This is a genomic window from Buttiauxella ferragutiae (genome assembly GCF_022637515.1).
GTDB lineage: Bacteria > Pseudomonadota > Gammaproteobacteria > Enterobacterales > Enterobacteriaceae > Buttiauxella > Buttiauxella ferragutiae.
Map to the genome: position 1 here is coordinate 3,868,622 of NZ_CP093332.1, position 16,020 is coordinate 3,884,641.

General features: G+C 54.9%; 11 protein-coding genes. 2 read left to right on the plus strand and 9 right to left on the minus strand.

The genetic code is table 11. From position 1 onward, the window contains the following. Positions 1-7: 7 nt before the first annotated feature. The 8 genes from MNO13_RS17870 to MNO13_RS17905 all read right to left on the minus strand — a co-directional run bounded on the left by MNO13_RS17870 (position 8) and on the right by MNO13_RS17905 (position 11,552). Positions 8-1,921, minus strand: coding sequence for a bifunctional 5-dehydro-2-deoxygluconokinase/5-dehydro-2-deoxyphosphogluconate aldolase (locus MNO13_RS17870; RefSeq protein WP_064548688.1), 1,914 nt, complete (start codon positions 1,919-1,921; stop codon positions 8-10). A gap of 9 nt (positions 1,922-1,930) precedes the next feature. Continuing rightward, complete coding sequence (locus MNO13_RS17875) at positions 1,931-3,064, minus strand: Gfo/Idh/MocA family protein (protein WP_241939083.1); 1,134 nt, start codon at positions 3,062-3,064, stop codon at positions 1,931-1,933. 14 nt (positions 3,065-3,078) lie between these two features. Next, complete coding sequence (locus MNO13_RS17880) at positions 3,079-4,107, minus strand: ABC transporter permease (RefSeq protein ID WP_064548691.1); 1,029 nt, start codon at positions 4,105-4,107, stop codon at positions 3,079-3,081. Between the two features lie 11 nt (positions 4,108-4,118). Further along, positions 4,119-5,666 carry a sugar ABC transporter ATP-binding protein gene (locus MNO13_RS17885; protein WP_064548693.1) on the minus strand — a complete coding sequence of 516 codons (1,548 nt, stop codon included), beginning with the start codon at positions 5,664-5,666 and terminating at the stop codon, positions 4,119-4,121. Between the two features lie 146 nt (positions 5,667-5,812). Continuing rightward, positions 5,813-6,742 (minus strand): substrate-binding domain-containing protein, encoded by a 930-nt coding sequence (locus MNO13_RS17890; protein ID WP_064548695.1) that lies wholly within the window; start codon positions 6,740-6,742, stop codon positions 5,813-5,815. A gap of 32 nt (positions 6,743-6,774) precedes the next feature. Further along, positions 6,775-7,761 (minus strand): inositol 2-dehydrogenase, encoded by a 987-nt coding sequence (iolG, locus tag MNO13_RS17895; protein ID WP_064548697.1) that lies wholly within the window; start codon positions 7,759-7,761, stop codon positions 6,775-6,777. Between the two features lie 342 nt (positions 7,762-8,103). Further along, positions 8,104-10,035, minus strand: a complete 1,932-nt coding sequence (gene iolD, locus MNO13_RS17900; protein ID WP_237931995.1) for a 3D-(3,5/4)-trihydroxycyclohexane-1,2-dione acylhydrolase (decyclizing) — start codon at positions 10,033-10,035, stop codon at positions 8,104-8,106. An 11-nt stretch (positions 10,036-10,046) separates the two neighbouring features. Then, the gene (locus tag MNO13_RS17905) at positions 10,047-11,552 is read right to left on the minus strand and encodes a CoA-acylating methylmalonate-semialdehyde dehydrogenase (protein ID WP_133522409.1); all 1,506 of its coding nucleotides are present in this window, start codon (positions 11,550-11,552) and stop codon (positions 10,047-10,049) included. A gap of 249 nt (positions 11,553-11,801) precedes the next feature. Between MNO13_RS17905 and MNO13_RS17910 the strand changes: the two genes are divergently transcribed. Beyond that, positions 11,802-12,653: a MurR/RpiR family transcriptional regulator gene (locus tag MNO13_RS17910; protein ID WP_241939084.1), complete on the plus strand. Its 852-nt coding sequence runs from the start codon at positions 11,802-11,804 to the stop codon at positions 12,651-12,653. A gap of 29 nt (positions 12,654-12,682) precedes the next feature. Here the strand turns inward: MNO13_RS17910 and MNO13_RS17915 are convergent, their stop codons facing one another. Beyond that, entirely contained in the window at positions 12,683-13,165 is a 483-nt protein-coding gene (locus tag MNO13_RS17915) for a zinc ribbon-containing protein (RefSeq protein ID WP_064548705.1), read from the minus strand. 250 nt (positions 13,166-13,415) lie between these two features. On the opposite strand from MNO13_RS17915, the gene leuS reads away from it, so the two are divergent. Continuing rightward, on the plus strand, positions 13,416-15,998 hold the full coding sequence (leuS, locus tag MNO13_RS17920; RefSeq protein ID WP_133522408.1) for a leucine--tRNA ligase: 2,583 nt from the start codon (positions 13,416-13,418) through the stop codon (positions 15,996-15,998). The last annotated feature ends 22 nt before the right edge of the window (positions 15,999-16,020 follow it).

The window sequence follows — 16,020 nt, forward strand, 5'->3', positions numbered from 1 at the left end:
CTTCTCCTTAGAATTGTGTCTGCCCGCGTGCACGCCATAAGGCTATCAACCGCAGGTAGTTGTCCCGGATGCGGGCAATCAGTTGCGCATCATCAATCTCGCGTTTTAACCAGGCCTGCGACGCTTCACCAAACAAGGTGCGCCCTACCGCAAAGCCTTTCACAATCGGATAATCTGCCGCCGCATTAAATCCGGCGCGCAGCACTTCCACTGCCGCATCCAGTCCAAGAATGACGACGCCACGGCAATGCGGATCGCGTTTTTCTACCAGCTCGCTCAAGGCTTCCCATCCCTGGCTGCTAAGCGGCGGCAATTTCCACCAGTCCGGATAAATACCGAGGTTGTAAAAGCGCGAGATCGCTCGCAAATAAAGGTCATCGCTGCGCGGCATGTCGGCGGGCAAAATCACTTCCAGCAGTAATTCATGGCCGGACTGGCAGCAGGCGCGATACACCTCCGCCACCTTTTGCTCTTGCTCAAGGCGCAAAGCGTGAGCGTCTTCCGGATGGAAGAACACCAGACATTTGACGATGTGTTCCTGCGGCCAGCTAATCAGCTGCGAGCCAATATTGCCGTGTTCCATCTCCAGCGGGCGCGAACCGGGTAGCTCGATTGGGCGGCCAATCCACCACCCTTCGCCAGTAATGGCATTCAGTGCATCCTGGCCGAAAGTCCCGTCGCACAACAGACCAGCTTTCCCTTCCAGTTCGGCATACTTTGCCGCCTCACGGCTAGCCTGCAAAATCAGCTGTTTAAGCGCCGGAATACGCTTTAAATCTGCCCCGCAGCTCAATGCCATATCTTCAAGCTGACTGCGATGATCAAAGGCCATTACGCACAGTTCCGGCCACTGCCGGCGGCGAGTGGTTACGCGATGCAGATGATTCAGACGCGCGTCAAGATCGGGGCGTGGCACTTGCTGTTCGCGGGCTAAATAGTCATCAAGCTCCACTTTGCTCGGCATGGCTGGCGCACAACCGTGGCGTGAAACCACCAGTGCGCCACAGGCGTTCGCGTAACGACACGCCTGCTCCCAGCCTTCATCATTGAGATAACCACGCATCAGGCCGGACATAAACGCATCGCCCGCCCCCAGCACATTCAGCACTTCAACCCGCACGCCCGTGACATTAATGCCGCCGTCCAGCGAGTCCGGGATCTGGCCGGTAAACACTGAACAGCCTTGTGCACCACGCTTACACACCAGTGTTGCGCCGCTCACTTCACGCACCTGTTTCAGGGCAGTAAGTGTGTCCGTCGAGCCGCCAGCAATGTGGAACTCTTCCTCCGTGCCGACAATCACATCAAACAGATGCAGCACCGATTGCAGTTGCTGTGTGACTTGCTGGGCGGCGATAAAACGCGTTTCCCCATCGCCCAGCGCCGTCAGCCCCCAGAGCACCGGACGGTAGTCAATATCCAGTGCGGTGCGCACTTCGTTGCGCCGCGCATAGTTCAGCGCGGTCAGCACCGCCTCGCGGGTCGCGGGATGGGAAAGATGGGTTCCGGTGATGGCAAGACAACGCGCCGAAGCAATGTACTCCTCGCTAAAATCACTGGCGGTAATCGCCATATCCGCGCAGTTATCGCGGTAAAAAATCAGCGGAAAGGTGTCCCGGTCTTTGATGCCGAGCAGCACCAGCGCGGTGAGCCGTTCGGTATCGGTAATCAGATGGCTGGTATCACAACCGACTTGCGTCAGTTCCTCACGCAGAAAACGCCCCATATGCTCGTCGCCAACGCGAGCCAGCATCGACGACTTCAGCCCCTGTCGTGCCGTTCCGTAAGCGACATTCCCCGATGAACCGCCCAAATAGCGGGCGAAACTGCTGGCATCCTCGAGGCGTGCGCCAATCTGCTGGCTGTAGAGATCAACCGCGACTCGCCCCATGCAAATCAGATCTAACTGCTTTTGTTTCATGCTCCGTCCTCAAACAATTTCAGATACGTTTACCCAGCGGCCACTCTGGTGAGACAGGGCGATAGCATCGAGGATGCGCGACACCTTCCAGCCCTCTTCAAAGTCCGGCCACATTGGCGCGTCAGCGGCGATCCCGTCGATCAAATCACGCACTTCGACGGTTTTCTGATCGTTAAAACCAATGCCATGACCCGCGCCCATACAGAACGCGCCGTAGTCAGGATGCGCCGGGCCGACGAGCAGCGTGCGGAACCCCTGGCGGCCTTCAGGATCGCTTTGCAGATACAGCTTCAGCTCTGCCATGCGCTCCTGGGTAAAAGTGATCGCGCCTTTGGTTCCCGTTACCGTCCAGGTCAGTCCCATTTTGCGCCCACAAGCCACGCGGGAGGTTTCAATCACACCCTGCGCCCCGCCCTCAAAACGCACCATGGCGTGTGCCTGATCTTCGTTTTCCACGGAGACCATCTCGCTGCTGCCTGCCTGTGCCGGGCGCTGTGGCACCACGGTTTTCAGGTCGCCACAAACTTGCTGGATATCCCCCACCAGGTACTGCGCCATATTGACGATATGCGCCGCGAGATCGCCAAGCGCCCCAAGGCCAGCCGTCTCTTTGAAGCAGTGCCAGTGAATCGGCGCGAGCGGGTCAGACATATAGTCTTCGTTATGGGTGCCGTAAAAGTGGATAACCTCGCCAATTTCCCCGCGCTCGATAATCTGTTTTGCCAGCTGCGCGGTGGGGTTTTTCATGTAATTGAAGCCGACGAGAGTTTTCACTCCGGCACAATGCGCCGCATCGACCATCAATCGGGCATCACGGGCGTTAAGCGCCAGCGGCTTTTCCGAGTAAACGTGTTTGCCGTGGCGAATCGCCTCCAGCGCCATCTCTTTATGCAGATGGTTCGGTGAGCAAATATCCACCACGTCAATATTTGGATCCGCCACCAGCTCGCGCCAGTTGCCGGTTGAGCGGTTAAATCCAAAAGCGGCGGCACGTGTGGCGGCCAGTTCAGGCGTCACTTCTGCCACCATTTCGCGCACCAACTCGCCGCGCAAATCAAATACGGTCGGTGCCTGGGCGTAAGCAATCGCATGGGCTTTGCCGATATAACCGGTGCCGATTAAACCAATCCTGACTTTTTTCATAGTGTGTTCCTGGATTAAATCGCGCCACGACGGCTCTTGGCGTAGGTATCAAACGCTACCGCCAGTACGATGATCAGACCGGTAATAATTTGCTGGTAGTAAGCCGAGACGTTCATCAGCACCAGCCCGTTAATCAGAATGCCCATGATGATGGCACCGATAATCGTGCCGCTGATGCGCCCGTAGCCGCCCATCAACGAGGTGCCGCCAATCACCACCGAGGCAATCACGCGCAGCTCAAACGAGATACCCGCCACCGCTTCGGCACTGCCCAGACGCGCACTGAGCACAAACCCGGCAAGCCCCGCCAGACAACCAATCACCACATAAACGCTGACCAGTACCCGTTTGACGTTGACTCCAGCCAGGCGCGCCGCTTCGGGGTTGCCGCCAATCGCATAGACAAAGCGGCCCCAGCGGGTTTTATGCAGCGCCAGATAGCCAAGAATAGAAACGATGGCGAAAATCCAGATCGGCACAGATATGCCGAGAATATCCCCGCGCCCCCACCAGCGATAACCAGCGTCAAAGCCCGCGATAGGCGCACCATCGTTAATCACCAGCGTCAGGCCGCGCCAAATCGTCATACCACCGAGCGTGACGATAAACGGCGGCAGACGCAGACGCGTGACGCCAAGGCCATGCAGAAAACCGATAAACGTGCCGATCGCGAGGCAAATCCCCAGCCCCAGCAACCAGCTAAAACCACCCCATGCGTCGGCATCCACGGTGGTAAAGTTGTCGCCTTTAATCACATAAGCGGCAGTCATGGCGCACACCGCCAGAATCGACCCCACCGAGAGATCGATACCCGCCGTGAGGATCACAAAGGTCATGCCGACGGCAATGATCCCGTAGATCGACACTTCAGTCAGGATGTTGAAAATATTACGTTCGCTAAGGAAGTTGCTGTTTTGCAACTGGAAGAACACCAGCAGCAGAATCATAAATATCAGCACACCAAAGCGTTCAAAGAAGGCAATCGGATCAAAGCGCGATGCGCCCTTCGCCGGAGCCTGAGTTTTGGAAATCATCTGTGTCATGGGCTCCCCCGTTATGCGGCGTTTAAAGCGTGGTGGTTGATAGCCATCAGGGTCATCAGCCGTTCTTCGTTAGCGTCGTCACCGTGTAATTCGCCGGTCACCCGCCCTTCGCTGAGGGTGATGATCCGGTCGGAAACCGCAAGGATTTCAGGTAAGTCTGAGGAGATAACAATCACCGCGACGCCTTGTTTAGCCATATCAAACAGCACCTGGTGGACTTCAGATTTAGTGCCGACGTCGATACCGCGCGTCGGTTCATCGACAATCAGCACTTTTGGGTTGAGCGCCATGCAGCGCGCCAGAATCACTTTTTGCTGATTGCCGCCGGACAACTTGCGCACTTCCTGTTCGGCGTTGACCATCTTGATTTGCAGCGCCTTTTGGTAGGCTTCAATCAGCGCATCTTCTTTGCGCGGGCTGACGAAATAGCGCCAGGTCAGCAGCGAGGACAGGCTTGATAGCGTGAGGTTTTCGCGAATCGATAACCCCAGCACCGCGCCCTCTTTTTTGCGGTCTTCCGGTACCAGGGCAATGCCACACTCCAGCGCGTACATTGGGTTTTGCGGCTGGTAAGGTTTGCCGTCTAACTCGAAAGTTCCCTGGGTGAATTTGTCCGCGCCGAACAGGCAACGCGCCACCTCGGTACGGCCTGCACCCACCAGCCCGGCAATCCCCAGAACTTCGCCACTGTGCACGTGAAAACTGATGTCTTTAAGCGCGATGCCGTGCGGATCAAGCGGCGGTTTCTCACGGCTTAACCCCTTCACGGACAGGCGAATGGGTTTATCTTCATGATGGGTCAGGCTCGAGTCACGGCGGTCAAACACCACATCGCGCCCCACCATCAGACGAATAATTTGTTCAACACTGGTGCCTGCGACTTCGCCGGAGCCGGTGTAGCGCCCGTCCTGGAACACGGTAAAACGGTCGCAAAGCTGGAAAACTTCATGCAGGCGGTGGGTGACGTAAATAATGCTGACGCCGCGGCCTTTTAGTTCGCGCACCACGCGGTGCAGGCTTTCGACTTCACTGTCACTCAGCGCCGCCGAAGGTTCGTCCATAATGATCAGTTTGGCGTTAAGGGTTAACGCACGGGCAATTTCCACCATCTGTTGCTGGGCGACGCTCAGGCGCGCCACCGCTGTGGTCGGTGCCACATTGAGTTGCAGATAATCAAGAATCACCTGCGCTTCCTGGTTTACCGCTTTGGCATCGACGATTAAATTGCGACGGCGTGGTTCGCGCCCAAGAAACATATTTTCCGCCACCGTCATATTCGGCAGCAGGTTAAATTCCTGATAAATCGTGATAATGCCTTTTTGCTGACGGGCCACCGGCGACTCGTCCACCGCCAGCGTTTCACCGTTAAACCAGATTTCACCACGAGTTTGCGGCTGTGCGCCCGCCAGCGCCTTCAACAGCGTGGATTTACCCGCGCCATTTTCACCGAGCAGCGCATGGATTTCCCCCTGCCCGACGGTGAGCTGTGCATTGCTCAGCGCCCAAACGCCGGAAAAGCTTTTCGCCAGTTCGCTGACTTTCAATAAGGATTGCGACATCAGACTGCTCCTCTTTCCGCAGGTATCCTTTAGATTTCAAGCTGCAGCACGGCGGCAACTGAGCGCATCCCCAGGAACATAGCGAACTATGTGACTGGGGTGCGGGAAGGCAGCCAACACAGCTGCAGCTTGAAAGATGACGGATACTATTTGCCGGCTTCGCCGATACGTTCAGCTTTATCCAGATTCTCTTTGGTGATCATGGTTGGTGCGTAATCGGCACCGGTGATCTCTTTTTTCTCGCGGATGTTGGCAACCAGTTGGCTCATTGCGGTAGTCACCGCGTAGCCCGGACGCTGATCGGCGGTGACTTGCAGCCAACCGTCGCGCACACGCGCCAGCGCTTCTGGTACCGCATCAAAACCGGTGACCATGATTTCGCCCGGTTTCACGCCTTGTTCCTGAAGGGCTTCGATGGCACCCAGCGCCATATCGTCGTTAGCAGAAAGAATGACTTGTGGTTTTTTCGGCAGTGACGGCAGCACGCTTTCTACAATGCGCATCCCTTCGGAACGCATCCAGTTACCGGTCTGATCGGCGACGATTTTGTATTTATCGCCACCGGCTTTCAGGCTGTCGCGAATGCCTTTGGTACGTTCAATGTTGGAAGAAGAACCTGGCTGGCCAGTCAGCAGAATAATCTCCGCGCCATTGGGGAATTTCGACTTCACGTAGTCAGCCACCGCCTGGCCGCCTTTATAGTTATTGGCACCAAAGTGCGGCACTTTTTTCTCGGTGGTGACCGTACGGTCGAGCGTGACGACAGGAAGTTTGGCATCCTGAATTTCACTGACTGCGCTGGAGACCGCGTTAACGTCGTTGGGTGAAACGATAAACCCCTGAGCGCCGCGCGTAATGGCGTTTTCAAGATCGGCCACTTGTTTAGGTGAGCTGCCCTGGCTGTCCAGCACCTGTAACTGCACGCCCATTTCTTTAGCGGCTTTTACCGCAGTGCGCTGCATATGCACTTCAAACGGCATCGCCAGGTTTGGCGTACTAAAGACAATTTGCTCGTTTTCGGCGAAAGCCGGAGCGGTAGCGAGTGCGATGAGGGCAGCAAGAATAATTTTTTTCATTGTTATCTCTCTTTGTGTGTAGGGTTCGGGAGTTACAACGCTATTTCACGCTGGCAACGCAGGGATTCCAGTGCCTTGTCGGCCAGATACAGCGCGCGTTCACCGTCGTCACCGCTGCACTCTGGCTTCGCTTCACCACGTAAAATGGCGACAAAATGCAGCCACTCTGCGGCATAAGCCTCTTTGTATCGTTGCAGGAAGAAGTGCTCAGGCAGTGCGCTGTTGCAGCCGTTGGCACCGAAATGCTGCACCTGGTTTTCCAGAATGTTGCCCGCGCATAACAAGCCGTTTGAACCGTGCAATTCCAGGCGCTGATCGTAGCCATAAGCCGAACGGCGGCTATTGACGATGGTGGCAAGCGCGCCGGATGCGTACTTCAGCACGATGAAAGCGGTGTCAATGTCACCCGCTTCGCCAATCGCCGGGTCAACCAGATTGCTGCCCTGGGCATAAATCGCCACTGGCTCTTCACCCATGATGAAACGCGCCATGTCGAAATCGTGGATGGTCATATCGCGGAACATACCACCGGAAACGCGCACGTATTCCGCAGGCGGTGGCGACGGGTCGCGGGAAATAATCATCAGCGATTCAGGTTTGCCAATCAGCCCTTGCTGGGCCTGGGTTTTGACGCGACGAAACTGAGGATCAAAGCGGCGGTTAAAACCGATGAATAGCGGCACATCGCGTTCTTTGACCACTTTCAGGCAGTCACGCACGCGGGCCAAATCGAGGTGGACAGGTTTTTCACAGAAGATGGCTTTGCCGTGGAAAGCGGCAAGTTCAATTAAATCGGCGTGCGTGTCGGTGGCGGAGGCAATCAGCACCGCGTGGACGTTTGGGTCGGCCATCGCTTCGCTTACGCTCTGCTGGCGAGCCTGATACAGCGTGGCAATGCGGCTGGCGTTTTCCTGGTTCGGATCAACAACTGACCAAAGGGTGGTCTCTTTGTGGGCTGCAATATTGGCGGCGTGGATCTGGCCGATGCGACCTGCGCCCAGTAAGGCAATGTTAAACATAGCGGCTCCCGATATTGGCATAGCTTTAGAGTCAAGTACCGGGGTGACCCCGGCAATGCGTACAGTTGATTTAACGACCCTTTAAATAAAACATTTATTTCATTTTAATGAATAGTGAAAATTCTATTTTTGAGTCAGGGTTAACATTTTGTCTATTTTATGGGTCTGATTTGTTATCAAAGTCACAACGTCGCACAATATTGCATCACTTAAGGGAGAGGGTTTCAGCTTGATTGCAGGGAGTGGAGCAGAAAAGGAGCAAAACGTGGCAAAACGTGGCAAAAAATGAAATGAACATTCCGCTTACAATACCAGCGGAATGTTCAGGGGTGAGGATTGAGATTAATACTGACGGGCGCGTTTAAGCATCGCTAACGTTTTGGCGGCAGCATCCGTCACTGAGCCAGAAGATGCCGTTTGCGCATCGCCTGTACGCCACCAGGCTTCGTAATCATGAGTCATGGTTTTTGGCAGCACTTTGATGTCCAGTAGTGTCGGACCTGGATGCAAAGCTGAAGCTTCCAGCGCGGCCAGCAAACTTTGTTCGTCGTTGACTCGCCAGGCGCGGCAGCCGTAACTTTCGGCATTCTTCGCAAAATCGACTTTAACCAGCGGCCCGTCAAGTTGCCCGGTTTCGGGGTTACGCCTGCGGTTCTCTGTGCCGAAACTGCCCATTCCATGACCCATTTGCAGGTTGTTGATACAGCCGAATCCTGCGTTATCAAACAGCAAGATGGTGATTTTGATGCCTTCCTGTACCGCGGTTTGCAGTTCCGAATGCAGCATCAAATACGAGCCGTCCCCAACCATGGCGTACACCGGCTGCTTCGGTTTCGCAAGCTTCGCCCCGACTGCCGCGGCAATCTCGTAACCCATGCAGGAGTAGCCGTATTCCAGGTGGTAGCTATCCGCTGTTTTAACCTGCCACAGACGCTGTAAATCGCCAGGCAATGAACCTGCTGCACCAACGACTATCGCGTTTTCCTCGATGTGCTGGTTAACCAGACCGAGTACGCGCGTTTGTGTCAGACATGTTCCGAGAACCTCGCTGTATTCGGCAAGCTGCGCATCCAGATGCCCGGAGACTTCCGGCTTGTCATGCGGCTGCCAGCGCCGTGTCCATAACCGCTGGCACTCTTCATGCCACGCGGCTTTGGCTTTAACAGGCTCATCGCGCCATGCCGACTGATAATCCAGCGTGCGTAGCCCGACGGTTAAACGCTCCAGCCCGACTTGTGCATCCGCCACCAGCGGCGTGGCATCCAGTTTCAGAGCATCAAACTCGGCCACATTTAGCAGCAAGAATTCGACGTCAGGATGGCAAAACAGCGATTTTGAGCCGGTGGTGAAATCGGTCAAACGTGTACCGACGCCAATCACTAAATCTGCCTGCGCTGCCAGTTGGTTAGCCGCCAGACCACCGGTGACGCCCACCCCACCGAGGTTAAGTGGGTGTTCACTGACAATCGCTCCTTTGCCTGCCTGCGTTTCGACAAACGGCAACTGAACGCTGTCGATAAACTGGTTAAATACCGCGTGAGCCCCCGAATAGCGCACACCGCCACCGCAGATAACCAACGGGCGGCGTTTGCGGGTAATCAGTTCGAGCGCGGCTTGCAGGCGAGTTTCATCCGGTGGACGACGCTCAATAAGATGAACCCGTCGCGCGAAGAAACTTTCCGGATAATCCCAGACTTCGCCCTGCACATCTTGCGGCAGGCAGATGGTGACCGCACCGGTTTCCGCCGGATGAGTGAGCACTCGCATCGCGCTTAACATCGCACTCATCAATTGCTCAGGGCGATTGATCCGATCCCAGTAGCGAGACACCGGACGGAAGCAGTCATTGGTACTCAGGCTCAGGTCATGGAACTGTTCTATTTGTTGCAATACCGGATCGGGCTGGCGGCTGGCGTAAATATCCCCCGGCAGCAACAGCAACGGAATACGGTTGGCGGTTGCGGTGGCCGCTGCGGTCACCATATTCGCAGCCCCTGGCCCGACCGATGAAGTCACCGCATAGATTCGCCTGCGACAATGTTGTTTCGCAAAGCCGGTGGCAATATGCGCCATGCCTTGTTCGTTACAACCCTGATGGACTTTCAGATGGCCAGGGTTTTCTTCCAGTGCCTGACCTATCCCCAGCACGTTGCCGTGCCCGAAGATGGTCATCACCCCAGCAACAAACGGCGTTTCTTCACCATCAATGTTGACGTATTGCTGGTTCAAAAACCTGACCAGGGCCTGCGCCATGGTCATGCGTTGTGTCGTCATGCTTCCCCCTGTTAGCCCAGCGTCGGCATAGAAAACGCAGCGCCTTGCTGATGGCTGGTTTCAGGCCAGCGAGCCGTGATGGTTTTCATGCGGGTGTAGAAACGAACGCCATCACTGCCGTGAACATTCAGCGGCCCGAAAATCGAACGCTTCCATCCACCAAAGCTGTGGAATGCCATCGGTACCGGAATCGGCACGTTAACGCCGACCATACCCACCTGCACCTCTTCACAGAAGCGGCGCGCCGTGCCGCCATCGCCGGTGAAAATCGCCGTGCCGTTGCCGTACTCATGATGATTAATCAGGTCGATGGCGCTGCGGTAATCCGCGGCACGCACCACACACAGCACTGGGCCAAAGATTTCTTCTTTATAGATAGTCATTTCTGGGGTGACATTATCGAACAACGTCGGCCCAACGAAATATCCACCTTCGTTGCCTGCAAGCTTCAGACCGCGCCCATCGACACGTAACGTCGCCCCTTGTGATTCGCCACTATCAATGTAGCCAAGCACTTTGGCGCGGTGCGGCGCTGAAATCAGCGGACCCATTTCGTTTTCTGGCCCTGATGTCAGCCCTGGCCCAACCCGCAGCTTAGCGATTTGTTGCTCAAGCCTTACGCAGAGATCGTCTGCGGTTTGGTCGCCCACCGCGACGACCACGGAGAGTGCCATACAGCGTTCACCCGCCGCACCGTAAGCCGCGCCCATAATCGCGTTTGTTGCCATTTCCATGTCCGCATCAGGCATCAGGATGCAGTGGTTTTTCGCCCCACCCAATGCCTGGCAACGCTTGCCGTGAGCGGAAGCCGTCTGGTAGATATATTCAGCAATCGGCGTCGAACCAACAAAACTCACCGCCTGCACGCGCGGGTCGGTCAGCAGGACATCTACCGCTTCTTTATCACCTTGCACCACATTGAAGACGCCGTCCGGCAGACCAGCCTCTTTGAGCAATTGCGCCAGGCGTAACGCTAACGACGGGTCTTTTTCAGAAGGTTTGAGCACGAAGGTATTGCCGGTCGCCAGGGCAATAGGGAACATCCACATCGGCACCATCGCCGGGAAGTTGAAAGGGGTGATGCCCGCACAGACGCCGAGCGGTTGCATCAGCGAGTGGCTATCGACACCGGTGCCGACGTTTGCCGAGTGCTCACCTTTTTGCAGATGTGGAATACCACAGGCGAACTCCACCACCTCAAGGCCACGGGTCAATTCGCCCACTGCATCGGAATAAACTTTGCCGTGTTCTTCGCTGATAAGCTTCGCCAGGCTGTCCATATGCTGTTCAAGCAGGCTTTTAAAACGGAACATGACACGCGCACGTTTCAGCGGAGCCTGTCGCGCCCAACCGGCAAATGCCTGTTGGGCGGCAGCGATCGCCTGTTCGGTCTGTTGCGCGGTGCTCATTGCCACCTGGCGGATTTGTGCGCCAGTGGCCGGGTTGAAGATCGCCTGAACGCGTGAGCTGTTGCCCATGACGCATTCACCGTGAATGAAATTCGCTACCGTCTCCATCTGTACCCTCTCACATTTATGGTCGATTCCTGAACACTGTATATGAAATAAACATTCCATTTAATGGTTAAATAAAACAAATGTTGATTATTGTGATCAGAAATCAGTTTTTGTGTTAAGCGCAGCGGCGGGGGAACGGGATAGAGACTACTATGATTTCATATCGGATCTGTTTTGGTATATTTGTTTCATTTTCACCGTTGCTGGGGTTAAATATGTTTCAGCAACCATTTCTTTGAGGAAGGTAATTTGACCACCGCGACCAACCTGAGCGAGTTACAGCAGCAGATTCGCGACCGCTACGACAGCCTGAGTAAACGGTTGCAGCAAGTTTCCCGTTACGTGCTGGATAACACCAACAGCGTGGCGTTTGATACCGTAGCCGCCATTGCCGAACGCGCAGAAGTGCCGCCCTCAACGCTGATCCGCTTTGCCAATGCTTTTGATTTCAGCGGCTTCAACGAAATGAAACAGCTGTTTCGCATGAATCTGGTGGAGGAAACCGCCAGCTATACCGACCGCGCACGGTTGTTCCGCGAAATGGAAAGCGAGGCGGTGCCTGAAACGCCACTCGATATTTTGCAGGAGTTTGCCCGTTCCAATGCACAAGCTTTGCAGCAACTGGCCGCACGCACTGAGCCGGAAATGTTACAGCGAGCGGTGACTTTGCTGGCAGAAGCAGAAACAATTTATATCGTCGGCCTGCGCCGTTCGTTTAGCGTGGCAGCGTATCTAAGTTATGCGCTGAGCCACCTGGAGTGCCGCCCGATTCTGCTCGACGGTCTCGGCGGGATGCTGCGTGAGCAAGTGAATCGAGTGAAAGCGCAGGATGTGGTGGTGCTAATTAGCTTCTCGCCGTATGCCCAGGAAACGTTGATGGTCAGTGAAAAAGCGGCAAGCACTGGCGCACGGCAAATCGTGATTACGGACAGCCAGATTAGCCCGCTGGCCACGTTCAGCGATTTGTGTTTTGTGGTTAAAGAAGCGCAAGTTGATGCTTTCCGCTCCCAGTCTGCCACGCTGTGTCTGGTGCAATCGTTGATGGTGGCGCTGGCCTATTATCAGGGAACGCCGCACAGTAGTTTATCGCCCGAAGCTTAGCCCCATGAAACCATGTGGCTGGTGACAATTTAAGGTTCGAAAGGTCTGCGGCCAAACTGGTTGTGTCCGCATTTCGGGCAGACGGGCAGCACGTCCGGGGTGTAAACGGCAAGGTGGAAGTGACAGTTCTCGCAAACCAAATTGCCAAGCCCAACCACTTCACCGCTGTGATAGACACCGTGATGGTTGAGATCCTGAAAGACTTCGCGCCACTCGAGCTGCGTTTTGTCAGTGATGTCAGCCAGTTCCTGCCAGAGACTTTCTTTAATGACGCGCATGAAAACGCTGTCGGTAAATTCGTCCTGGCTTTCATTGTAGCTGCGGGCAAACTCTTCCAGATCACGCCGCACTGCACGCGTCACTTCATCAACTTCGGTACGCGTTAGCTCCCCAGTTTCGTTCATGCGTTTACGCGCGCTGGCGACCAGTTCGTCTATATCGCGCTCGCCATTACGTAACCGTTCGGTGAGCGAGGCCACCAGTTCACGGTAAAATTGAGCAACCTTGTTCATCGTCTGCTTACCTCCTTGAAGAGATTCCTGCATTCAGTGTCGGCTAACCTGCTCTAATAGTAGACGTTAATCGGCTATCACTTTGTTAGTTTGCCCACAAGCAAGGTAAAAAAGTGCAAATGAGAAATGCAGACTCCAGCTTTCTAAAGGCTGTTTTGCGGCACTCTTATCGGCTATGCTATGCCGATCTGAAATTAATAGTTAAAGCTACAACCTGTAGCTGTCTTTCATCACAGGACCACTGGCTGCCATGCAAGAGCAATATCGCCCGGAAGAGATAGAATCCAACGTACAGCTTCACTGGCAAGAGAAGCGTACTTTTGAAGTAACCGAAGACGAAGGCAAAGAGAAGTATTACTGCCTCTCGATGCTACCCTATCCTTCTGGCCGACTACACATGGGCCACGTTCGTAACTACACCATCGGTGACGTTATCGCGCGCTACCAGCGCATGCTGGGCAAAAACGTGCTGCAGCCAATCGGCTGGGATGCGTTCGGTTTGCCTGCTGAAGGGGCGGCGGTAAAGAATAACACCGCGCCTGCACCGTGGACTTACGACAACATCAATTACATGAAGAACCAGCTCAAAACGCTGGGCTTTGGCTATGACTGGAGCCGCGAGCTGGCGACCTGTACCCCGGAATATTACCGTTGGGAACAGCAGTTCTTCACTCAGCTGTATAACAAAGGCCTGGTTTACAAAAAAACCTCCGCGGTTAACTGGTGCCCGAATGACCAGACTGTGCTGGCAAACGAACAGGTTATCGACGGTTGCTGCTGGCGCTGTGACTCCAAAGTTGAGCGCAAAGAAATCCCACAGTGGTTTATCAAAATCACCGCTTACGCAGATGAGTTGTTAAACGATCTGGATACGCTGGACCATTGGCCTGATCAGGTCAAAACCATGCAGCGTAACTGGATTGGCCGTTCTGAAGGCGTTGAGATTACTTTCGACGTTGAAAACAGCGCTGAGAAACTGACGGTTTACACCACCCGCCCGGACACCTTTATGGGTGTGACTTACCTGGCAGTTGCTGCTGGCCACCCTATCGCTCAACAAGCGGCAGTGAACAACCCTGAACTGGCTGCATTCGTCGATGAATGCCGTAACACCAAAGTTGCCGAAGCTGAAATGGCAACCATGGAAAAGAAAGGCGTTGCCACTGGCGTGAACGCCATTCACCCACTGACTGGCGAAGCTGTTCCAGTTTGGGTAGCAAACTTTGTCCTGATGGAATACGGCACCGGTGCGGTGATGGCGGTTCCTGGCCACGACCAGCGCGACTGGGAATTTGCGACGAAATACGGTTTGCAAATCAAACCTGTGATTCTCAATGCCGATGGTAGCGAACCTGATTTATCAGCCGCCGCGATGACCGAAAAAGGCGCACTGTTCAATTCAGGCGAGTTCGACGGCCTGGACTTCCAGAATGCGTTCAACGCCATTGCCGACAAACTGGCAGCGAAAGGCGTGGGCGAACGTAAAATTAATTATCGTCTGCGCGACTGGGGTGTTTCCCGTCAGCGTTACTGGGGTGCGCCAATTCCAATGGTGACTCTGGAAGACGGCACGGTCATGCCAACGCCAGAAGATCAACTGCCGGTTATTCTGCCAGAAGATGTCGTCATGGACGGTATCACCAGTCCAATTAAAGCCGATCCTGAGTGGGCTAAAACCACTGTTGATGGCAAACCAGCGCTGCGTGAAACCGACACCTTCGATACCTTTATGGAATCGTCCTGGTACTACGCGCGTTACACCAGCCCGCAGTACGACAAAGGGATGCTGGACTCCAAAGCCGCCAACTACTGGCTGCCGGTAGATATCTATATTGGTGGCATCGAACACGCCATCATGCACCTGCTGTACTTCCGCTTCTTCCACAAACTGATGCGCGACGCAGGCATGGTGACCTCTAACGAGCCAGCCAAACAGTTGCTGTGTCAGGGCATGGTTCTGGCAGACGCGTTCTATTACACCGGCGTTAACGGTGAGCGTAACTGGGTTTCCCCAGCGGATGCGATTGTCGAGCGTGACGAGAAAGGCCGTATTATCAAAGCCTGCGACGCACAGGGCAATGAACTGGTCTATGCTGGCATGAGCAAAATGTCGAAGTCGAAAAACAACGGCATCGACCCGCAAGTGATGGTTCAACGCTACGGCGCAGATACCGTTCGTTTGTTTATGATGTTTGCGTCCCCGGCTGATATGACGCTGGAATGGCAAGAGTCTGGCGTTGAAGGGGCAAACCGCTTCCTGAAACGTGTCTGGAGACTGGCCTACGAGCACACCAGCCGTGGTGCGGCACCTGCACTTGATATTGCCGCGCTGAACGAAGATCAAAAAGCATTACGCCGTGATGTTCACAAAACCATCGCGAAAGTGACCGATGATATTGGCCGTCGTCAGACCTTTAACACCGCGATTGCTGCCATCATGGAATTGATGAACAAACTGGCAAAAGCACCGCAGGATAGCGAGCAAGACCGCGCTCTGCTGAACGAAGCGCTGTTGGCAGTGGTTCGTATGCTGTATCCGTTCACCCCGCACGTTTGCTTCGATATGTGGCAGTCATTGGGCGGTGAAGGTGATATCGACAACGCGCCATGGCCACAGGCTGATGAGTCAGCGATGGTTGAGGATTCGCTGTTGGTCGTGGTGCAGGTGAACGGTAAAGTTCGCGGCAAAATCACTGTTCCAGCTGATGCGACGCAAGAACAAGTGCAAGAACGCGCAGGTCAGGAACATCTGGTTGCGAAATATCTTGAGGGTGTGACCGTGCGTAAAGTGATTTACGTGCCGGGCAAACTGCTCAATCTGGTTGTGGGCTAAGCGCAGGAGGAACCGTGCGACA